The organism is Chitinophaga filiformis, from assembly GCF_021646545.1.
Classification (GTDB): domain Bacteria; phylum Bacteroidota; class Bacteroidia; order Chitinophagales; family Chitinophagaceae; genus Chitinophaga; species Chitinophaga filiformis_A.
The window spans coordinates 1-17,984 of the sequence record NZ_JAKIRP010000004.1 but is presented as its reverse complement, the minus strand read 5'-3'; the positions used below and the strand labels follow the sequence as shown (position 1 = coordinate 17,984).

Here is a 17,984-nt window from a genome sequence, read left to right as displayed (position 1 = left end):
CTCCGCGTCTGCTGCAACCTGTAGTGAGACTTACATTTTTATTTTCAGTTGATCCAACAAGTACCTTCAAAATTAAAAGACCATGAAAAAAAGATGTAGTCTGATTGCTGCCATTCTACTAATGGTGTCCCTCAAACTAACCTATGCGCAGAATTACAATTATGCAGAAGCATTGCAAAAGTCGATGTTCTTCTATGAATGCCAGCGGTCTGGCCAACTTCCTGCAGATAACCGCGTAACCTGGCGTGCCAACTCTGCTATGAATGATGGTAGTGATATAGGCCGCGACCTTACAGGCGGCTGGTACGATGCAGGAGATCATGTTAAATTCAATTTCCCGATGGCCTTCTCTGCCACTATGCTGGCATGGGGTGCGATAGATTTTGCCGGAGGATATAATGCCTCAGGGCAAATGAAATACCTGAAGAGTAATCTTCGGTTTGTAAATGATTATTTTATACGCTGCCATACTGCTCCCAATGAATTATATGGGCAGCTAGGCAACGGAGGTATCGATCATGCCTGGTGGGGTGCAGCCGAAGTGATGGCCATGTCCCGTCCTGCTTACAAGATAGATCAGACCCACCCGGGTTCCGATCTTGCCGGCGAAACTGCAGCAGCAATGGCGGCAGCCAGCATAGTGTTTAAAACAGATGATCCGACATACAGTGCTGCATTGCTTAGCCATGCTATACAGCTGTACAATTTTGCTGACAACTACCGTGGGAAATATTCCAGTTCCATCACCGATGCTGCGGGTTATTATCAGTCTTTCAGCGGCTTCAATGATGAACTGGTATGGGGGGCTATCTGGCTATATCGTGCTACAGGCGACGCAGCGTGGCTGGCAAAGGCAGAGAGCTATTATGCCAACCTGTCTTCAGAGCCTCAGAGTACCATTAAATCTTTTAAATGGGGACTTGCCTGGGATGATAAATCATACGGTTGTTATGCCCTGTTGGCAAAACTTACGGGTAAAGCTCAGTATAAGGAAGATATAGAACGTCACCTCGACTACTGGACAGATGGTTACAACGGACAGCGTATAACCTATACACCTGGTGGCCTGGCATTCCTGGATGTATGGGGCGCTTTAAGATATGCTATCAATACCAGTTTCCTGGCTACCTATTATAAGGATGCGGCTACAACAACAGCAAAAGGAACAAAGTATTACAATTTCGCAGTGCGGCAAATGAACTATGCACTGGGAAGCAATCCACGCAACCGCAGCTATGTATGCGGCTTCGGCACTAATCCACCTGTTAATCCACATCATCGTACCGCTCACGGATGCTGGTCCAATAACCTGAATGGTCCTCCCACTGCAACAAGACATATCTTATATGGTGCGTTGGTAGGAGGTCCGGGAAGTGACGATGCCTATACAGACGATCGCTCGAATTATGTAAACAATGAAGTGGCCTGCGATTATAATGCTGGTTTCTCGGGCCTGCTGTCAAAGCTTGTGGAAGATTATGGCGGAACGCCGTTGGCAAATTTCCCGGTTGCGGAGACGCCTTCCGGAGAATTTCTGATTGAAGCAAGGCTGAATGGTAGCGGCAATACTTATACGGAATGGTCGGTATGGGTGAATAATCATACAGCCTGGCCGGCACGTATTGCATCAAAACATGCTTTCCGCTTGTTTATTGATATTTCCGAAGGATTAGCCGCTGGCTATACTCCGGCAAGTTATGTTGTATCGTCTAACAATGCAGACGTTACCTTTACTCAGTTAAAACCATGGGATTCTATTCAGCATATTTACTACACTGAAGTAACCTTTAACAGTAGTATCAAGATCTGGCCCGGCGGACAAGGCGAATCCAGAAAGGAATCGCAGATACGCATACGCCTGCCTTATGAAGCCAATGCGGCTGCCTGGAATCCTGCAAATGACTGGTCGTCAAAAGGTCTTGATGGCACCCTTAAGGAAGTTTCCAGCATTCCGCTGTATGTAGACAACGTACTGGTATATGGCAGTACGCCGACGCCTGCCCAGGTGGTACGCGTTACAGGTGTAAGCGTAAGCCCTGCAACTGCTTCCCTGGATATCAACAATACACTGCAGCTTGCTGCTACGGTAGCTCCTGCCAATGCGACCAACAAAACCGTAAGCTGGACTTCCAGTGCTCCGGCTATTGCCACTGTAAGCAGTGGTGGACTTGTAACAGCACTGGCAGCAGGTAAGGCTACAATTACAGCTACTACAGCTGACGGTGGATTTACTTCCAGCGCCACCATCACTGTTACCAATGTGGTAGTGCCTAAACAATATACCATCACAACTGCTGTAAGCGGTTCAGGAGCTGTCTCCCTGAGTCCTGCAGGTGGTACCTATCCCGAAGGCTCTCAGGTGACCATTACCGCTACACCGGCAAGTGGATATAAGTTCAGTAACTGGAGCGGAGCCATCTCAGATACTATCAACCCTGTTACTGTAACAGTAAATAGTAACATCTCTGTAACTGCAAACTTTGCACCCAATTCCAACCAGGGCAATTGTAGCAGTCCTTCTCCGGTAACACTTCCATTCAAAAAAGATGGTGCGGGAGAATTCTGCTTCGTGATCTCTGGTAATATTTCTTATATCAATTCATGGAACCTGAGTCTCCTGGAGATCAATGGGGTAGACTACACCAATACCTGGTCTAACAGCCTTCCGGCAAGGGTGAATGGCAATTATTATGTTCATTATGTTGGTCCGTACGGATGGTCGCATTTTGAAGCAAACGGAACTGAGTCTGCTGCAAGAACTACGCTTGCAACCAGCACAGTTGCGCCAAAATATACGAATGCCGTTTATCCTAATCCAGTTACGCAACACAGCTTCGCTATCCGTGTGGCCGATCCGGCTGTTACCGATGTGATAGTAATACTTACAGATATGTCTGGCAAGGTGGTGCTGCGGAAGAGTGCAAAAGCGAATGAGACCTTTATCATTGATCCGTCTATACCAGCAGGTATCTATCATGTTGATGTTACCAGCAGGAAGAAAAAAGTGATCAGCACAAAGTTAATGATCCAGTAATCGGGTTTTATATAGAACAGTCAGCTGAAAATAAAGCGCCTTCGAGTCCGCGGGATTTGAAGGCGCTTTACTTCAGGTGTCAGCATATGAAACAGATGATTCGTAATTTGATTCATTTACAGTATCTTATGGCGCTTTTCAGTATTGATTTTCTCTCATACTGGATTAATTAAGATATTGCATAGTTTTAAATAAAGCTTTATTGGATGCTGACACTGGATACATTTGACTTAATGGTAGATCAAACGATCGTACGTCACGGAAGAGAGTATTACGAGAATGGGGCCGTTACCGAGCTGACAGAAACCGGTAAAGACAACTGGCAGGCGAAAGTGAAGGGATCTGAGTTATATACTGTCCAGGTTGAGATTCTCAGGAAGGACTACATAACATCCTATTCCTGCAGTTGCCCTTATAAGGGTAAGACCTGCAAACATGTTGTAGCCGCGTTATTCGTTCTTAGGGGAGAATTAGCAAAAAAAACAGTACGCAGGAAAGCACCTGAAAAAGACAGCGCGACGGTTGAAGTCCGCGTAGCCAGTAAGAATATTAGCAGGGATATTGGTAAAAAATATACCAGCCTGATTAAAGGCATTATACGACGCAATACAAAAAAGAGCTTTGTTGATTACAGATCTGTTCACAACCTGGCAAATGAGATTAGTATTGTGCTTGAAGAGGGCTATAATCATTTCCATAAGGGCAATTTTAGCCATGCTTTTGTTGTAGCACGATCAGTGTTAACAGAAACAGTTAATCTTCTTACTTATTGCGATGATTCAGGTGGATATATTCAAGATGTCATCTACAGTTGTGTGCAATTGATAAGGTTGATCGTTGCAGCGGAAGAATTAGCGTTAGACGTAAAGGAAGGAATCTTTGTTTTTTTACAATCAGCGACAAATGATCCTGTCTACTTTGACTACGGTGGCGACTTTGGATATGAGATGGTAGATATTTATCAGAGTATTGCGCTACAATTAAATAAAGGGAATGTGTTTCTTAGTTTCGTTGATGATCAGATAGCAGCTGCGAAGGAGGAATCTTACAGGAAGAAGTATTTTCTTGTTCGAAAAATTGTCTTTTTGAAAGCTATTGGAAATATTAGTGATGCGCAGCAACTTATTCAGCAATATTTACATATCGCAGAGGTGAGGCAAGAAGAGGTGAACAGTGTGATAGAAAAAGGAAATTTTCCTTTAGCGAAGAAACTGATAGCTGACGGGATCGAGATTGCCAGAAGTCAGGGATATCCGGGAATTGTTTCGGACTGGGAAGAAGAATTACTAGGTATTGCTGTTTTGGAGGATGATAAAGCAACGATCAGACATTACACAAAGTATTTCGCTTTTCTGAAAAACTTCGATCAGGCGTATTACAATCAATGGAAAGAAACGTTTACGCCTGCCGAATGGAAAGAAGAAATAGAAAAGTATATTGAGGGAACAATAGCAAATGTAACATCTGAGTATCAGAAAAATGAAGGTAAGGTGTGGTATTCACTGGAAACGCCTTTACTTAACGCGCTTGCCCCGGTTTATATTGAAGAGAAATATTTTGACAGATTGCTTGCACTTATGAGTAAGGAGGCAGATCTGGATAGGGTTTTGAAATATCATGATCTTTTAATTAGGGAATATCCGTTGCAATTGTTGGCGATATATCTGCCGGCATTTGAGTATGAGGGTGACGTAGTGGGCAGTCGTGCTGAATATGCTAAGTTGGCTACCAAAATGAAAATGGTAATACAAGCTATTCCGGAAGGGAAGGAACAAATCATTGCTATTGCGGAAAAGCTAATCCATAAATATCCCCGGCGCCCTGCTATGATAGAGAAGTTAAGTACAGTTCTCGAAATGCGGTAGCTGAAGCAGCGTAGATGGGTGTAACCTCTGTTTTTATTGCTGAACTCCCCGGCGTCATTCCCGTTTTACTGTTGGGCGGCCTCGATATACTCAGATAATTCTAACTTCTATATACAGTCAATGCGGATCTTTTTTCTTTTTCAGACAAGTGCATGGCTGTTTCAAGCCAGCTGGCCATATTGACGCAACAGCTGAACAGTATTTTCGACTGCACCTCTGGATGTCATGGCATATTGTATTAAGGTTTGGTCTTTTTCATTCCTTAGTTCCGCTACCTCACGCTTATAATGTTTCAGGAATGGGAGCAGCAGGTCCTGTTCATTTCTTTTGACAAGGTTGAAGACCGTTTCAGGAGTACTTGTGATAATCAGTTTTAACAACCAGTGAGGTCTGAGGGAAAAGAACGCTCTGAAATACTTTCTCGCTTTATTACTGCTGGTAAACCCGTTTAAGAAGTTCTTCAGTACCATGGGGCCGATATTTTTCTGTACAACGTCCAGATACGATTTTAGCTGTTCATGTTCGTAAGGGACAATCAGTGTCAGAAATCTGGGATTGACATCAATAATCCGGCTGAAAAAGGAAGTGCTCAGCTCTTCATGTGTTGAGTTGAAAATGGTCCAATTTAGTCCCATCATTTGCAATATTAATTTCTCCTGAAGGTCTTCCACCTCAGGAGACTTTTTCAGGCCAGCCATGAATGCATGAAGGGGATGCCAGTCGCCTCGCATGTTTTCAGTGATCGTAGTATGGTTTGCCACCCATGTAAATATCTTGTAGCAATATTGGTATTGATCCATGGTGCTCAGGTATCCGTATTCGCCGAAGGCACGTGCCAGATATACAGAAAGCCATTGGATGGCATTTATACCTCCATTTCCCCAATATGCCTTTTGATTGTCGAGGTCTGCACCGGCAATGATTGTTGTTCTGATGACGCCGGCAGCAATTTCCAGCTCTTCCTTTGTTTTGATATTAGCAAGCTCCTGGACAACCATGGCCAGGTTGTGTGGCCCCAGTTCATAGTTTTCCAGCAATCTGGCAGAGGCGCCTTTTTGCAATAGCTGCTCTAATATCTGCGGGTCGGTGGTGGTTTCAAATGTGTTTTTAAACTGTTCGTCCAGCTGATCGGCTTCCGTTTTACTAAGAGACTCTCTGATAGTATTCCAGATGGCCCTTTCTTTTTCAAATTTGTTACGTTCTGTGCTGAGGTGTTTTTTTATCTCCAGAAAGGAAGATATGGGGAAATCATGTTCCATAGTTCTATCAGGTTATACTCCATTAAAGCAAAGCCTTGGATTTTTTCGGGTTGAAGGCTTTAATGCTCGTTGGCTGGAGGACAAATATTAAACTTTTTTGCTTTAATCTGGAGGGAATCTTTCAGTTTTTCCAACAGACCAGCCCAATTACCTGCTTACTGAAAGTTGGCTGTTGGCACATCAGATGCAACCGGTGTAAAGTCTATGTATTAAATTATACCCTTTGGGGTATAATATTATTGTTTTAACGTCATTTTATACCTTTTAGGGTATAAAAATAAAAGAATCACTATTTTTATACCCTAAAAGGTATAAAATGACACTCTTGTCAAAAGTTATCAAGGCCAAGCGAAAAGAGAATGGCTTAACCCAGGAGGACCTTTCCTTAAAGTCAGGATTGGGATTACGGCTTATTCGCGAAATCGAACAGGGAAAAACCTCTATGCGTATGGACAAAGTGAATCAATTGTTGTCCCTGTTTGGAATGGAACTCGTGCCGGCACCTAAATCAAGAAGTCATGAATAAAACCGGGAAAGTATATTACGGCGACTTACTGGCAGGTTTGATCATAGAATCTGATACAGGTTATAAGTTTGCCTACCATTCAGCTTACTTAGCTGATAAATCGGCAAAGCCGATAAGCCTGACTATGCCATTAAGAAAAGAAGCATATTACAGTACTACGCTGTTTGCATTTTTTGATGGACTAATTCCTGAGGGCTGGTTATTAAATATCGCCAAAGAGCATTGGAAAGTTAAAGGTAATGATCGCTTCGAATTATTGTTACTTACATGCAAAGATACTATTGGTGCAGTGAGTGTTGTCCCTGAAAATGAAACTGAATAATATGCCAAATTGTTTATTCTGCTATAATGACGCCGGAGATCAGGAATACCATGGCAGGTGTGCTAAACGTTTTTTTAATACGGAAACTATGCCTGAACTGACGCTGGACAAGCAGCTCTTAAAGGACCTCGCAGAAAAAACTATTAGTAAACATATAGCAGTAACGGGGGTACAGCCGAAGTTATCTGTTACACTAGAGAAAAATACAGGTAATGGTCGACTTACGATCGTGGGAGTATGGGGAGAATATATATTGAAGCCGCAGCATGATGAATTGCCAGCCATGCCTGAAACGGAGGATCTTACAATGCATCTTGCGGGCATATTCGGCATTGCTGTTTGCAATCACACATTGCTGAGAGCAACTGATGCCACCCTTGTTTACATTGCCAGGCGTTTTGATAGAGTGAACGGAAAGAAGGTGCACGTAGAGGACTTCTGCCAACTGGCTGAGTTTTTAACAGAAAACAAGTACAAGGGATCTTATGAAAGGGCCGGTAAATTAATTCTGACCTATTGTACAAATTCCGGACTTGATGTGCTGAAGTATTTCGAGTTATTACTTTTTTGTTATCTAACAGGAAACAATGATATGCACTTAAAAAATTTCTCTTTACTGCATCTGGAGAATAGCATTGCATTGAGCCCGGCTTACGATCTGCTGAATGTAAATCTCGTATTTCCAAAAGATCAGGAAGAAATGGCATTATTACTGAATGGGAAAAAGAAAAATATCAAGTTAAGAGATTTTGAAGCGCTTGGTACTGTATTAAATATTCCGGAAAAAGTAAGGTATAACATTTACAAGAAATTTAAGTCTTACAATACAGAAGTGTATAAGCTGATTCAGGCTTCGTTTTTGGAAGCCGGGGCAAAAGAAAGGTATTGGGAGATATGGAATGACAAACAGAAAATATTTGAGTAATGAGACCTTCCTTCTTCTTACCCATCGTTTCCTTACGATATTCCAATCCTCATTCCATGGAACAATGTAGTACGTTATAGCACCTCCTCCTCAACTTCCACCGGTACAGCCAACGCCTGCTTTTCCTGGTACTTGAACCTGACCGTAACAATCACGCCATCCTTGCTCTGTATATTCAATGTCCCTTCCAATTGTTCGGCCAGTGTCTCCATAAGCATCATTCCCATAGACTGTTTGCGGGGTTGATTATTGTCGTCTGCGGGCAGTCCGACGCCATTATCGGCTATTATCAGGCTCAGTTGGCCCGGGCTCGTCTCCTGCAGCGATATCATTATAATGCCATTACCTGTAAATGCATATTTAATGGCATTGGTGATGGCTTCGTTCAGGATCAAACCGATGGGAACGGATTGTGATACGTCCAGGTTCACAGGCGCTATCTGAAGATCAAACCGGATCTTATTGACACCAGAAAAACCATCTTTGAGGAACTCAACGAGATCTTTGATGTAGGCGCTCATGTCGATGATAGCCATATTTTCTGACTGGTACAGCTTCTGGTGAATAAGAGAGATGGCCTGCATGCGGTACCTGCTTTCCCGGATAGCATTGAGGGCGTCTTTATCATCCAGAAACGCAGCTTGTGTGTTCAGGAGACTCATAACTATCTGCAGGTTATTTTTCACACGGTGATGTATCTCTTTTACCAGCCATTCTTTTTCTCCTAACAGTTTATTCTGGGAGGTGATGAGATGCTGGAGCGATTGATTTTTCTCATTGATCTCATCTTGTTTCTGCTCCAGCTGCCGGTTGCTGCGCAGTTTAAGATGATAGCGGTTATATACCAACGCCAGCATGATGGCTAACATAATCGCCAGTATACCGGCGCCTGTGATAATTGCATTCCTGACAAAACGGGCCTTGTCCAGTGCGGCACTTTGTAGTTGTGATGTACGGGTGAGTAATTCAATGCTTTGCTGTTGCTGTTTCGTTTCAAACTGCACCTGTAAGGTACTTATCTGTCTTGCCTTAGCGATGTTAAACAGAGAGTCTTTAACAATTGTATACTGGCGATAATGCTCGAGGGCTTCCTTGTAATTACCCATGGCAGAATCGGCTCTAAAGAGATCAATATGAGCGGTTGACTGCAGCTTCAGATTCTTCGCTTTAAGGGCAATAGCGATCACATTTAAGCCCAGTTGATGGCTCTTCGTATAATCGCCGTTTTCGAGATAATATCTGGCGTCAAGATCGTCTAAAGATGCCTGCAACATGTCAGGCAGCTGGTCCCTGTTCTTACGTGCCTGACGTATATAAGGAAGGGCGGCAGCTGGCTGTTTGAGATCCATGTAACAGCCGGCAATAAATACAGACATCCACGTTTTTTCTCCAATGTCTTTCGGCGGATAGCTGCGTTCTGCTTCTTTCATCACGGAAAGGGCCTTGTCGGGCCTCTTCATTGCCGCATAACAGGCCGCAATATTGACAGAAATGGTACGCAGCGCAGTCGTATCTGTGAACTTAAGCGCTATCGGCCAGGCTTTTTGATAGTACTTTAATGCCTCATCATGCTCTCCCATATAATAGTAAAGGAGTGCAAGCCTGTTGTAAACAGTAGCATGTGCATCCATCGTATCTTTAATAGACTCGATCACTTTTACAGCAAGCAGGCTGTACTTTAATGCATTACCGAAATCTCCCAAACGGTTATAGCCTGTTCCCAGCAAGGAATATACATCAGCGCCGGGTTCCACTTTAATTTCATCATAAAGGGCTACCGATTGAGACAGGGCTTCCGTTAACAATTTAAAGTCATATGTGACATTATAAAGATCGCCCAGCATATACAGCGTATGCGCCTGTTTTTCTTTCAGGCCTGCCTCTTTGTAAAGTTTGATGGCGTCTTTGTAATAGCTGATCCTTTTGTCAAGATCTTCGCTGGCCTCCACTCCATAATAATTAGCTAGTTCGATATATGTATCTGCCAGATAAGCTTTCTGCTGGTATTTTTCGAAGATATCTTTCGCTTTCAGCGCATACTCTCTTCCTTTCGCTGTAATCTGCTGCTCACGCAGGATATTTGAGTATAGCAGACAGCCCTGGCCTTCCCATACTTTGTCTCCGGCTTTTATGGAAGATGTCAATACTTTTCCTGCGTATAGTGCAGCGCTATCCATATCGGCACGGGCTGTGCCCGGCCTCATAACATATGTGTACCCTGCGTCCCGCAAGATGCGCATTTCTGTAGTGTCAGGACGCTCTTTTTTAATCAGCTGTTGTAAGACTGTATATGAGGGCAGCTGCTTTTGCGCCAGGCATGGCAGCAGACACCCGATCATACAACAGGACAGCAACAATAGCCTGTTCATAAACCTTGTTATTTTATATAAAATTTTCCAGTTCGGCTGGTTCCGTGCTCCTTATTTTAGTTACTTTCTCGACGTATTATGGCATTGGTTAGCATGGGAAATTTAAGATTGGCTATCTGAAGGATAGGGGAAAAGTACAACATTTTTAATGATCATGCAATCCTGGTCTCTGAATGTGGCTGTCTATTACGTTTTTCAGGCGAAACCTTTACCGATGAAAAGGTACAATACGATTTTAAAAGATGGATGTTGGTGTCGGGAAAAGTTAGCTTGTTCCTGCTTCTGAACTTCTTTTATTTCTGTACTCCTGAGGCGAAATTCCCATTGTTCTTTTGAATATCCGCGAAAAGTAATGCTGGTCAGACATACCTACTTCCAGGGCAATTTCCTTGATTCGCTGTTTAGTAAACAGCAGATACTGACTGGCTTGCTGCATTTTCAGGTGATTATAATACTCGATAGGAGAGAACCCCGTTTTTTTCCGGAATAACAGGGAAAAATGAGAAGGTGAAAACTTGACATGCTGTGCAATATTCTCCAGTGTGAGGTTTTGACCTACATTCTTTTGCATAAAGTCGATAGCAGTATCTACGGTGTCAGTTCCGGTATTATTCATCCGGGATTTGTTTTTCTCCTGGTAAATAAAAGTAGACAGATAATGCCAGAGATACATATTACTATACATCAGGTGCTCCATACTATAACCCCGTTCCAGTGGCGTATATATGTCGTTGAATAAGCGGATCGTTTTTTCACTGTCCGGTATAAACCCGCTATAACTGTTTAAATGTTGATGTATTTGTTTAACCCAATCATCAGCTGATTCACCCTTGAAATGAATCCAGAAAATTGTCCAGGGATTATCTGCATTGGCTGCATAGGTATGTCTTGTTGAAGCGGGTATCAGATAAAAATCACCTGGTGCTATTTTATATTGCTGTTTATCGATGATCACACTTCCCTCGCCTTCATGACAATAGATAAGAATATGCTGATCTGTGCCATGCAAACGTTCCCTATAATGGTAACGGGCTTTCGGGTAATACCCCATGTCAGTGATGTATAATTTTCTGATCAGTGGATGTGTACTGCATTTATTGTTTAACACAGACTTTGGAATGATAACGGCCTTCTGCCCCTGGAAGCCGTCCTTTTTTCGCTGCCCCTTTACCATAGTTTATCAATAAAAAAAGTAAGAATGTCCACAAGAATAATCATATAATCGCTCCTTATTAAAGGTAAAAAAAGTTTTTTTGTAAATAAGTATTTGGTTCTTTGCCTTTAGATAAGAATAATTCACACTATATCACTTCCACACAAATGAAAACACACGTTAGAATCTGTAAAGAAGAAGTAAGAATATCCACCTGTACTGTTCGTAAACACATTAAACTGGTATTGCTGGCAGCAATGATGGCTGTTCATGTTGCTGTGCCGGCACAAAACAGGATCTCGCTGGCCGGAGAATGGCAATTCCGGATAGATAGAGAAGATCAGGGTATGAAACAGCAATGGTATACCCAAAAATTGAAGGACCCCGTGAAATTACCCGGCGCTATGCAGTCACAGGGGTATGGCGACGAACCCTCCGTCAATACAAAATGGATCGGTGATAGATTTGAAGCCTTTCTGAAGGAAGAAAAATATGCACCTTACCGCAAAGATGACAACTTTAAATTCCCCTTCTGGCTAACTCCCAAAAAATATTACATGGGTGCTGCATGGTACCAGAAGGCTATTAATATTCCAACGCAATGGGCTGGTAAACACATTAGTCTTATACTGGAACGTTGCCATTGGGGAACCACCATCTATGTGGACAATCAACTTATCGGAGCAGATAGCAGTCTGGCTACCCCGCATGTATACGACCTCAGTCATCTCAGTCCGGGTGAACATACGCTCTCGATCCGTGTAGACAATCGTTATCTCTCAGAAGTAGGTATCAATGCTCACAGTGCCAGTGATCAGACGCAGGGTACCTGGAACGGCATTGCAGGAGACATTGTGCTGGAAGCCCGCAGCCCGGTCTTTGTAAAACAGGTGCAGGTCTATCCTGATATCGTCAGCAGGAATATTCAGGTTAAATTAGTCCTTGGTCATACCGGTAATATAGTTCCCGAAGGTACTCTTTCGATAGCCGTGGAACAGTTACCCGCCTTAAAAAAGTCTTTCAGCAACAATGACAGCATAGTATCATTTACCTATCCAATGGGGGACCGCCCGGTACTGTGGGATGAATTTACCCCCCGACTATATGAACTCACCGTTCAACTGCAAACAACGGATAAGAAAAACACTGATAGCAAGAAGATTAGTTTTGGAATGCGCAGTGTAGGTACTGCCAACTCGAAAATTACTGTCAATAATCGTCCTGTATTTCTGAGGGGAACGTTGGAATGTGCTATCTTCCCATTAACAGGTTATCCTCCTACTGACACTGCCGCATGGGCACGGATTTTCCGTATTATAAAGGCGCATGGACTCAATCATATGCGTTTCCATTCATGGTGCCCTCCGGAAGCAGCATTTATAGCCGCGGATCATGCGGGTGTGTATCTTTCTGTTGAAGTGGATTGCTGGGCAACAGTAGGAGAGGGATTATCCGTAGACAATTTCCTGTATGAAGAAAGCAACCGGATCATTGATGCGTATGGTAATCATCCTTCCTTTTTGATGATGGTACCCACTAATGAACCTGCAGGTGGTAAAAACCGTGATCCATACCTGGCGACGTTCGTAAAATACTGGCAAAACAAAGATAAACGACGACTTTATAGTGCAGGTTCAGGATGGCCAGCTATTGCCGAAAATGATTATCACGCTTTGCCGGAACCGCGTATTCAGGCCTGGGGAGAAGGCGTTAAAAGCATCATTAATGCGCAGGCCCCTAATTCACAATTTGATTTTAAAGATAAGATCAAAGACGACAAACCGGTAGTAGCACATGAAATAGGGCAGTGGTGTGTATATCCAGATTTCACAGAAAGAAAGAAATATACAGGTCTGTTACAGGCACGCAACTTCGATATCTTCTACAACTTCATGAATAGAGAACACCTGCAGTCGCAGGCACATGATTTTCTCATGGCCTCGGGAAAGTTACAGGCATTGTGTTATAAAGCAGATATTGAAGCAGGTATGCGTACGGATTATGCAGGTTACCAGTTATTGGATCTGCATGATTTTCCTGGTCAGGGTACTGCACTGGTAGGGATCCTTGATCCTTTCTGGAACAGCAAACCTTATTTTACACCCGCAGCTTTCCACCGTTTTTCTTCTGCTACAGTACCACTTGCGGTGATCAGTAAGTTTACATGGAAGAACTCAGAAGTATTTACGGCCGCTGTGCAGATTGCCCATTTTGGAAAAGAGCAGTTGCGGAAAGTACCGGTAAAATGGAAGATCACCGGCAAAAACAAACGCGTAATAGCGAATGGCACCTTAAATGCGGATCTCGACCTGAAGAACGACAACCAGGCGGGTAATATTTCCTGCAAACTGTCCGGTATCGGCAAAGCAGAAAAGCTCAACCTGGAAGTCACATTGGATGGATTAGGGGCAAATGACTGGGACTTCTGGGTATATCCTGACACGTTAAATGTGCAACCCGGTGCTGATATCACAGTCACAGACGGACTTACACCTGCCATATCTGCAAAGCTTGAAGCGGGAGCTAACGTATTATTGCTTTTAAATAATAAAATCACTGAAAAGAAAGGTGCTGCTATTAAAACCGGAATGTCTACTGTCTTCTGGAATACAGCATGGACTGAAGGGCAGCCTCCTCATACATTAGGGATTCTATGTAATCCGGCGGCGCCTCTTTTTAACGATTTTCCAACAGAATATTATTCTAACTGGCAGTGGTGGGATATTATCCATACAGCTCAGCCGATGCACCTCGATAATTTACCTGCTGAGTTAAAACCATCTGTACAATTAATTGATACCTGGTTTGAAGCCAGAAAGCTGGGTATATTGTTCGAAGCACGGGTAGGAAAGGGAAAGATAGTGGTAACTTCTATTGATCTGCAACATGACCTGGACACAAGGTTAGCCGCGAGGCAGCTTTATCATAGTTTGCTGTCATACATGCATACAAAAGCATTTAATCCTTTAGTCGCAGTCAGGCCGGAACAAATACAGGAACTATACAAATAAAAAGAGAAAGGGCTGTTTCAATCTGGAAATAGGGTAATTTTGAACCATATGAACAATGCTGAAATATTAGCCGCTTTTTATGTCAGAAGGAGGCATTATGATACTTATCTTGAAGCCAATGATATCCATTTGCATACATGTCCGGGCTGTGGCTTTCCCTCGCTAAAAGGCCGCCGTGAATTTTTCATATGTCTTGTTTGCTTTTGGGAGGATGATGGCCAGGATGATAATGCTGAAAGCATGTTGAGTAACCTGTTCGAGGGAGTGAAAATTTCAGGCCCTAATGGTAGCCTTACTTTGACTCAGAACAGGATTAACATTGGCCGTATACTGGAAGCGAATGCAGAACTGATCAATGGTGAAATTGATTTAGATACCGCACGGGTTCTAAAGACGATCGCATTTTTTCAACAACGCCTGGAAGAGATCGACGACAGAATCATGGGTGACGAGTCGCCTTATGATCATATCTGGACAGAATCGGGCGAAGTAAGGAAGGACTTGCAGATGGCGCTTGTTGTGCCGAAGGTATGACCGTACGGTTATTGGTACATGCCGTTTTAAAGCAGTCGTTATTGATTAAATGACAATACGCCAGCAGAAATATTCCCTATATCTAAAGAATGAATGGTGTGATATGGATATATGGTATCAGTAATTATGAATAAAAGCAACAAATGATATACAATTTTTTACCCTATATTTTTGGACTAACATCTTTTTTATGCGGACTTTATTTGTTTTTGCGTTCATTCGGACTTTGGAAACCCAGGCATAAGACTGAAGAACAAAGAGTACGTTACGTCAATCCATTAGAAAAATATAGGACATTTTGGAAAGTCTGTTCCGTCATTTTAATCTTAAACGGTTCTTACGACTTAATAATGCGTAACCCCGACAGATATAGGATTGGAAATGCTGAGAGCAAAGCAGAATGGGCTTTAGAAGATAGGGCAATTCTTATAAAAAATTGTATGAGAGATGCCGGGCCGACTGCCACAAATTATCCTCAGATTGCAAGTGAATATTGCGCTTGCTCAATTGATAGAATCATGACAACGATGACAAAAGATCAGTATGTAAAGAGTCTTTCAAAACCTCAGGAAGACCAGATGAAAGAACTTTTGCCGATTTTTCAAAGCTGTCTGGACAAACTAAAACAACGTATCGACAGCGAAGATAAGCAAACAAAGTAGCAGCCTATTCTTTCTTTTGCACAATCAAATCTATTGGTTGGTAGCTGGCGTCTTACCTATGCGGATAAAATATTGCCGATGGCAAACAGGTAAGCGACTATGGAGATAACCCTCATGGTATTGCCATATTTATCATTACAATCAATTATTTATTCAAATTTCGTTTTCTGTATTGATCCGGGCTTTCTCCCCTGAGCGATTTATAGTAATGATAAAAGTGGCTGCTATCGTGAAACCCAAATTCTTTCGCTATTTTTTTTACAGGATTCTTCGATGATGAAAGCCTTGTTTCGATCAAGGCGAGTTTATATGCGTTGCAGTAACTACGAAAGGACTGGCCGTATATTTTTTTGAAAAAATTACTAAAATAGCTTTCCGAAATATGAAAGCGCCGGGCTATGTTTTCTATTTTCAATAACTCTGGACGGTAGATATTCTCATGCACGTAATCTATCAGGTGATCGGTTTCAACGGCCTGGGAATATTTCATTTTAGAATGATCTGTGCTCATTTTGCACAATTCGATCAACGATAGAAATTGCTGATAAAACCATGTTTCGTTGACAGGGCGCTTAGCCAGATATGACTCGGCCAAATTGGTCATGGTACGTTTCATAATCTGGTCATAGGGAGCTATTACCTGTATTTTATTTTCCTTGACCCACGCATGATGCATCAGTTGTTTGATCCGATCAAGAATTTTCAGGTCCCCGTTGAAGGACGAATGCATGGTGATAAAATCCGGCGTAAACTTAACGATCGTAAAGTGGGTAGCCACAGCAGGTTCAAAGGAATGGAGATCCGCGGGTGAAATCAAATATACATCTCCGGCGCCATAGTCGATTTTTCTTCCGTTCAGCATATGTGTTCCTGTTCCACTGTGGATATACACAATCTCATAGTAAGTATGACTATGAATTGAATAGTGTGCAACCTCGTCTTCATAATCTACTACCTCTAATGCGGAAAATTGCTTTAATTTCATTAGCTACCTCAAAATTAGAAACAAAGATAATTACATCATAAAGAAATAGATCTACATTACTTTTATAAAGTGAGGGCCTGAATTTTACATAAAAAAGAAGGAAAGTAATGGAAATGCAATTTTTGACACTGGATGGTAAATCTTTTGCCTATTATGGTGAAGGACAAAAGAACAATCCAGCTATTGTTCTGCTGCATGGCTGGCCGGAAACTTCAGGTATATGGGAACAGATTATTCCTGCACTAAGTTCATCTTATTATGTTTTGGCAATTGATTTGCCTGGGCTTGGTGAAAGCGATGCTATAGAGAAACATGACACTGGAACGGTAGCGAATTGGATATTGAAAATAACCAGGGAGCTGGGCATAAATAAGTTCAATCTCATCTCACATGATATCGGCAGTTGGGTTGCTAGTACCTACGCGCTCTTGTATCCCCAAGACCTTGCATCACTGGTACTGATCGATGCTGGCATTCCGGGCATACTTCCCGATGCTTTTTTTGCCCTGGAGAATGCACAGAAAGCATGGCATTTTTATTTTCACGCGGTGCCGGGGCTGCCTGAATTTTTGATCAAAGGGCAATTGAAGGAATATTTCTCCTGGTTTTTTGAGAACAAAAGTTTTGTCAAACATGCGATCACAGGGGACAAAATTGCCAGCTACACCAAAATGTATGAAAACAAGCTGACGAGCAGCTTTGATTATTACCGGAAATATGAGGAGAGTGTTTCGACCAACCGGCGTTTGCTGCGCAAATTGCCAATTCCAGTGTTAGCTATCGGCGGCAGCCATGCGGTGGGCGACAAGATGCTACCTGTTGCCAGGGCATTGTCTGACAACTGGCACTTCAAACAGATTGATCATTGTGGGCATTATGTACCTGAAGAGCAGCCCGAGGAACTGCTTTCGATACTGAAATTATTTCTTGCCTCCAACCTTTAGCAACGCCTACCTCATAATTCCTGATGAATAAGAAAAGCCCGTGCACTGCGCAGGCTTTTTCTTTGTGATCCCGCTGCGATCCGAACCATTTAATGAACTTTATTAATGAAACGCTGTCAATCTTCGTAAAAGAGGGTAAGAATGGCTCAAGTTGAAAACCTGGGGGGCAAGGCTACGCCTACCCACTTGTAAGGAGGGAACAACACCTATCAAAATAATTCGCGCTGGCCGGCAAATTGGACAATATTTCAGCTACGCAGGCAAAACTCCCCAATCAGAAAGAAGCCATTCGTAAGCAGTGAAGACGTTTTTTATGTAAGCAGCAATTCCTTCACCGTATACCTCCCTGGCAAATTCTCCGCTTCCACAATGACTTTACCGCCTGCAGGCAGCGC

Annotated in this window: 13 protein-coding genes; 9 read left to right on the top strand and 4 right to left on the bottom strand. The window is 42.8% G+C overall.

Annotated features, from left to right (window positions below):
* Window positions 1–82: 82 nt before the first annotated feature.
* Window positions 83–3,034, top strand: a complete 2,952-nt coding sequence (locus L3C95_RS12435) for a glycoside hydrolase family 9 protein (protein WP_236387520.1) — start codon at window positions 83–85, stop codon at window positions 3,032–3,034.
* 206 nt (window positions 3,035–3,240) lie between these two features.
* On the top strand, window positions 3,241–4,899 hold the full coding sequence (locus L3C95_RS12430) for an SWIM zinc finger domain-containing protein (RefSeq protein ID WP_236387519.1): 1,659 nt from the start codon (window positions 3,241–3,243) through the stop codon (window positions 4,897–4,899).
* Window positions 4,900–5,060: 161 nt separating this feature from the next.
* On the opposite strand, the gene L3C95_RS12425 is transcribed toward L3C95_RS12430, so the two are convergent.
* A complete protein-coding gene (locus L3C95_RS12425; RefSeq protein WP_236387517.1) occupies window positions 5,061–6,158 on the bottom strand; it encodes a hypothetical protein in 1,098 nt (365 codons plus the stop codon).
* A gap of 325 nt (window positions 6,159–6,483) precedes the next feature.
* Between L3C95_RS12425 and L3C95_RS12420 the strand changes: the two genes are divergently transcribed.
* Genes L3C95_RS12420 through L3C95_RS12410 form a run of 3 tightly spaced genes read left to right on the top strand, consistent with a single transcriptional unit; the run spans window position 6,484 to window position 7,931 of the window.
* Window positions 6,484–6,684: a helix-turn-helix transcriptional regulator gene (locus L3C95_RS12420; RefSeq protein WP_236387515.1), complete on the top strand. Its 201-nt coding sequence runs from the start codon at window positions 6,484–6,486 to the stop codon at window positions 6,682–6,684.
* Window positions 6,677–7,006 (top strand): HipA N-terminal domain-containing protein, encoded by a 330-nt coding sequence (locus L3C95_RS12415; RefSeq protein ID WP_236387513.1) that lies wholly within the window; start codon window positions 6,677–6,679, stop codon window positions 7,004–7,006. Before L3C95_RS12420 ends, L3C95_RS12415 begins: the two co-directional genes overlap by 8 nt.
* A 1-nt stretch (window position 7,007) precedes the next feature.
* Window positions 7,008–7,931 carry a HipA domain-containing protein gene (locus L3C95_RS12410; protein WP_236387511.1) on the top strand — a complete coding sequence of 308 codons (924 nt, stop codon included), beginning with the start codon at window positions 7,008–7,010 and terminating at the stop codon, window positions 7,929–7,931.
* Window positions 7,932–8,005: 74 nt separating this feature from the next.
* Here the strand turns inward: L3C95_RS12410 and L3C95_RS12405 are convergent, their stop codons facing one another.
* A complete protein-coding gene (locus L3C95_RS12405; RefSeq protein ID WP_236387509.1) occupies window positions 8,006–10,300 on the bottom strand; it encodes a histidine kinase dimerization/phosphoacceptor domain -containing protein in 2,295 nt (764 codons plus the stop codon).
* Window positions 10,301–10,565: 265 nt separating this feature from the next.
* Complete coding sequence (locus L3C95_RS12400; protein ID WP_236387507.1) at window positions 10,566–11,474, bottom strand: AraC family transcriptional regulator; 909 nt, start codon at window positions 11,472–11,474, stop codon at window positions 10,566–10,568.
* 146 nt (window positions 11,475–11,620) lie between these two features.
* Here L3C95_RS12400 and L3C95_RS12395 point away from each other — a divergent pair, with 146 nt between their 5' ends.
* The 3 genes from L3C95_RS12395 to L3C95_RS12385 all read left to right on the top strand — a co-directional run bounded on the left by L3C95_RS12395 (window position 11,621) and on the right by L3C95_RS12385 (window position 15,660).
* The gene (locus L3C95_RS12395; RefSeq protein WP_236387505.1) at window positions 11,621–14,464 is read left to right on the top strand and encodes a sugar-binding domain-containing protein; all 2,844 of its coding nucleotides are present in this window, start codon (window positions 11,621–11,623) and stop codon (window positions 14,462–14,464) included.
* Between the two features lie 48 nt (window positions 14,465–14,512).
* Window positions 14,513–14,998 carry a CPCC family cysteine-rich protein gene (locus L3C95_RS12390; protein WP_236387503.1) on the top strand — a complete coding sequence of 162 codons (486 nt, stop codon included), beginning with the start codon at window positions 14,513–14,515 and terminating at the stop codon, window positions 14,996–14,998.
* Window positions 14,999–15,141: 143 nt separating this feature from the next.
* Complete coding sequence (locus L3C95_RS12385; protein ID WP_236387501.1) at window positions 15,142–15,660, top strand: hypothetical protein; 519 nt, start codon at window positions 15,142–15,144, stop codon at window positions 15,658–15,660.
* Window positions 15,661–15,805: 145 nt separating this feature from the next.
* On the opposite strand, the gene L3C95_RS12380 is transcribed toward L3C95_RS12385, so the two are convergent.
* Window positions 15,806–16,645 (bottom strand): helix-turn-helix domain-containing protein, encoded by an 840-nt coding sequence (locus L3C95_RS12380; RefSeq protein WP_236387499.1) that lies wholly within the window; start codon window positions 16,643–16,645, stop codon window positions 15,806–15,808.
* Window positions 16,646–16,752: 107 nt separating this feature from the next.
* On the opposite strand from L3C95_RS12380, the gene L3C95_RS12375 reads away from it, so the two are divergent.
* A complete protein-coding gene (locus tag L3C95_RS12375; RefSeq protein WP_236387498.1) occupies window positions 16,753–17,589 on the top strand; it encodes an alpha/beta fold hydrolase in 837 nt (278 codons plus the stop codon).
* Window positions 17,590–17,984: the final 395 nt, after the last annotated feature.

Coding starts and splice junctions, on each gene's coding strand:
- L3C95_RS12390 (WP_236387503.1), top strand. CDS start 14,513: ATGAACAATGCTGAAATATTAGCCGCTTTTTATGTCAGAAGGAGGCAT.
- L3C95_RS12395 (WP_236387505.1), top strand. CDS start 11,621: ATGAAAACACACGTTAGAATCTGTAAAGAAGAAGTAAGAATATCCACC.
- L3C95_RS12410 (WP_236387511.1), top strand. CDS start 7,008: ATGCCAAATTGTTTATTCTGCTATAATGACGCCGGAGATCAGGAATAC.
- L3C95_RS12425 (WP_236387517.1), bottom strand. CDS start 6,158: ATGGAACATGATTTCCCCATATCTTCCTTTCTGGAGATAAAAAAACAC.
- L3C95_RS12430 (WP_236387519.1), top strand. CDS start 3,241: ATGCTGACACTGGATACATTTGACTTAATGGTAGATCAAACGATCGTA.
- L3C95_RS12375 (WP_236387498.1), top strand. CDS start 16,753: ATGGAAATGCAATTTTTGACACTGGATGGTAAATCTTTTGCCTATTAT.
- L3C95_RS12380 (WP_236387499.1), bottom strand. CDS start 16,645: ATGAAATTAAAGCAATTTTCCGCATTAGAGGTAGTAGATTATGAAGAC.
- L3C95_RS12415 (WP_236387513.1), top strand. CDS start 6,677: ATGAATAAAACCGGGAAAGTATATTACGGCGACTTACTGGCAGGTTTG.
- L3C95_RS12405 (WP_236387509.1), bottom strand. CDS start 10,300: ATGAACAGGCTATTGTTGCTGTCCTGTTGTATGATCGGGTGTCTGCTG.
- L3C95_RS12435 (WP_236387520.1), top strand. CDS start 83: ATGAAAAAAAGATGTAGTCTGATTGCTGCCATTCTACTAATGGTGTCC.
- L3C95_RS12385 (WP_236387501.1), top strand. CDS start 15,142: ATGATATACAATTTTTTACCCTATATTTTTGGACTAACATCTTTTTTA.
- L3C95_RS12400 (WP_236387507.1), bottom strand. CDS start 11,474: ATGGTAAAGGGGCAGCGAAAAAAGGACGGCTTCCAGGGGCAGAAGGCC.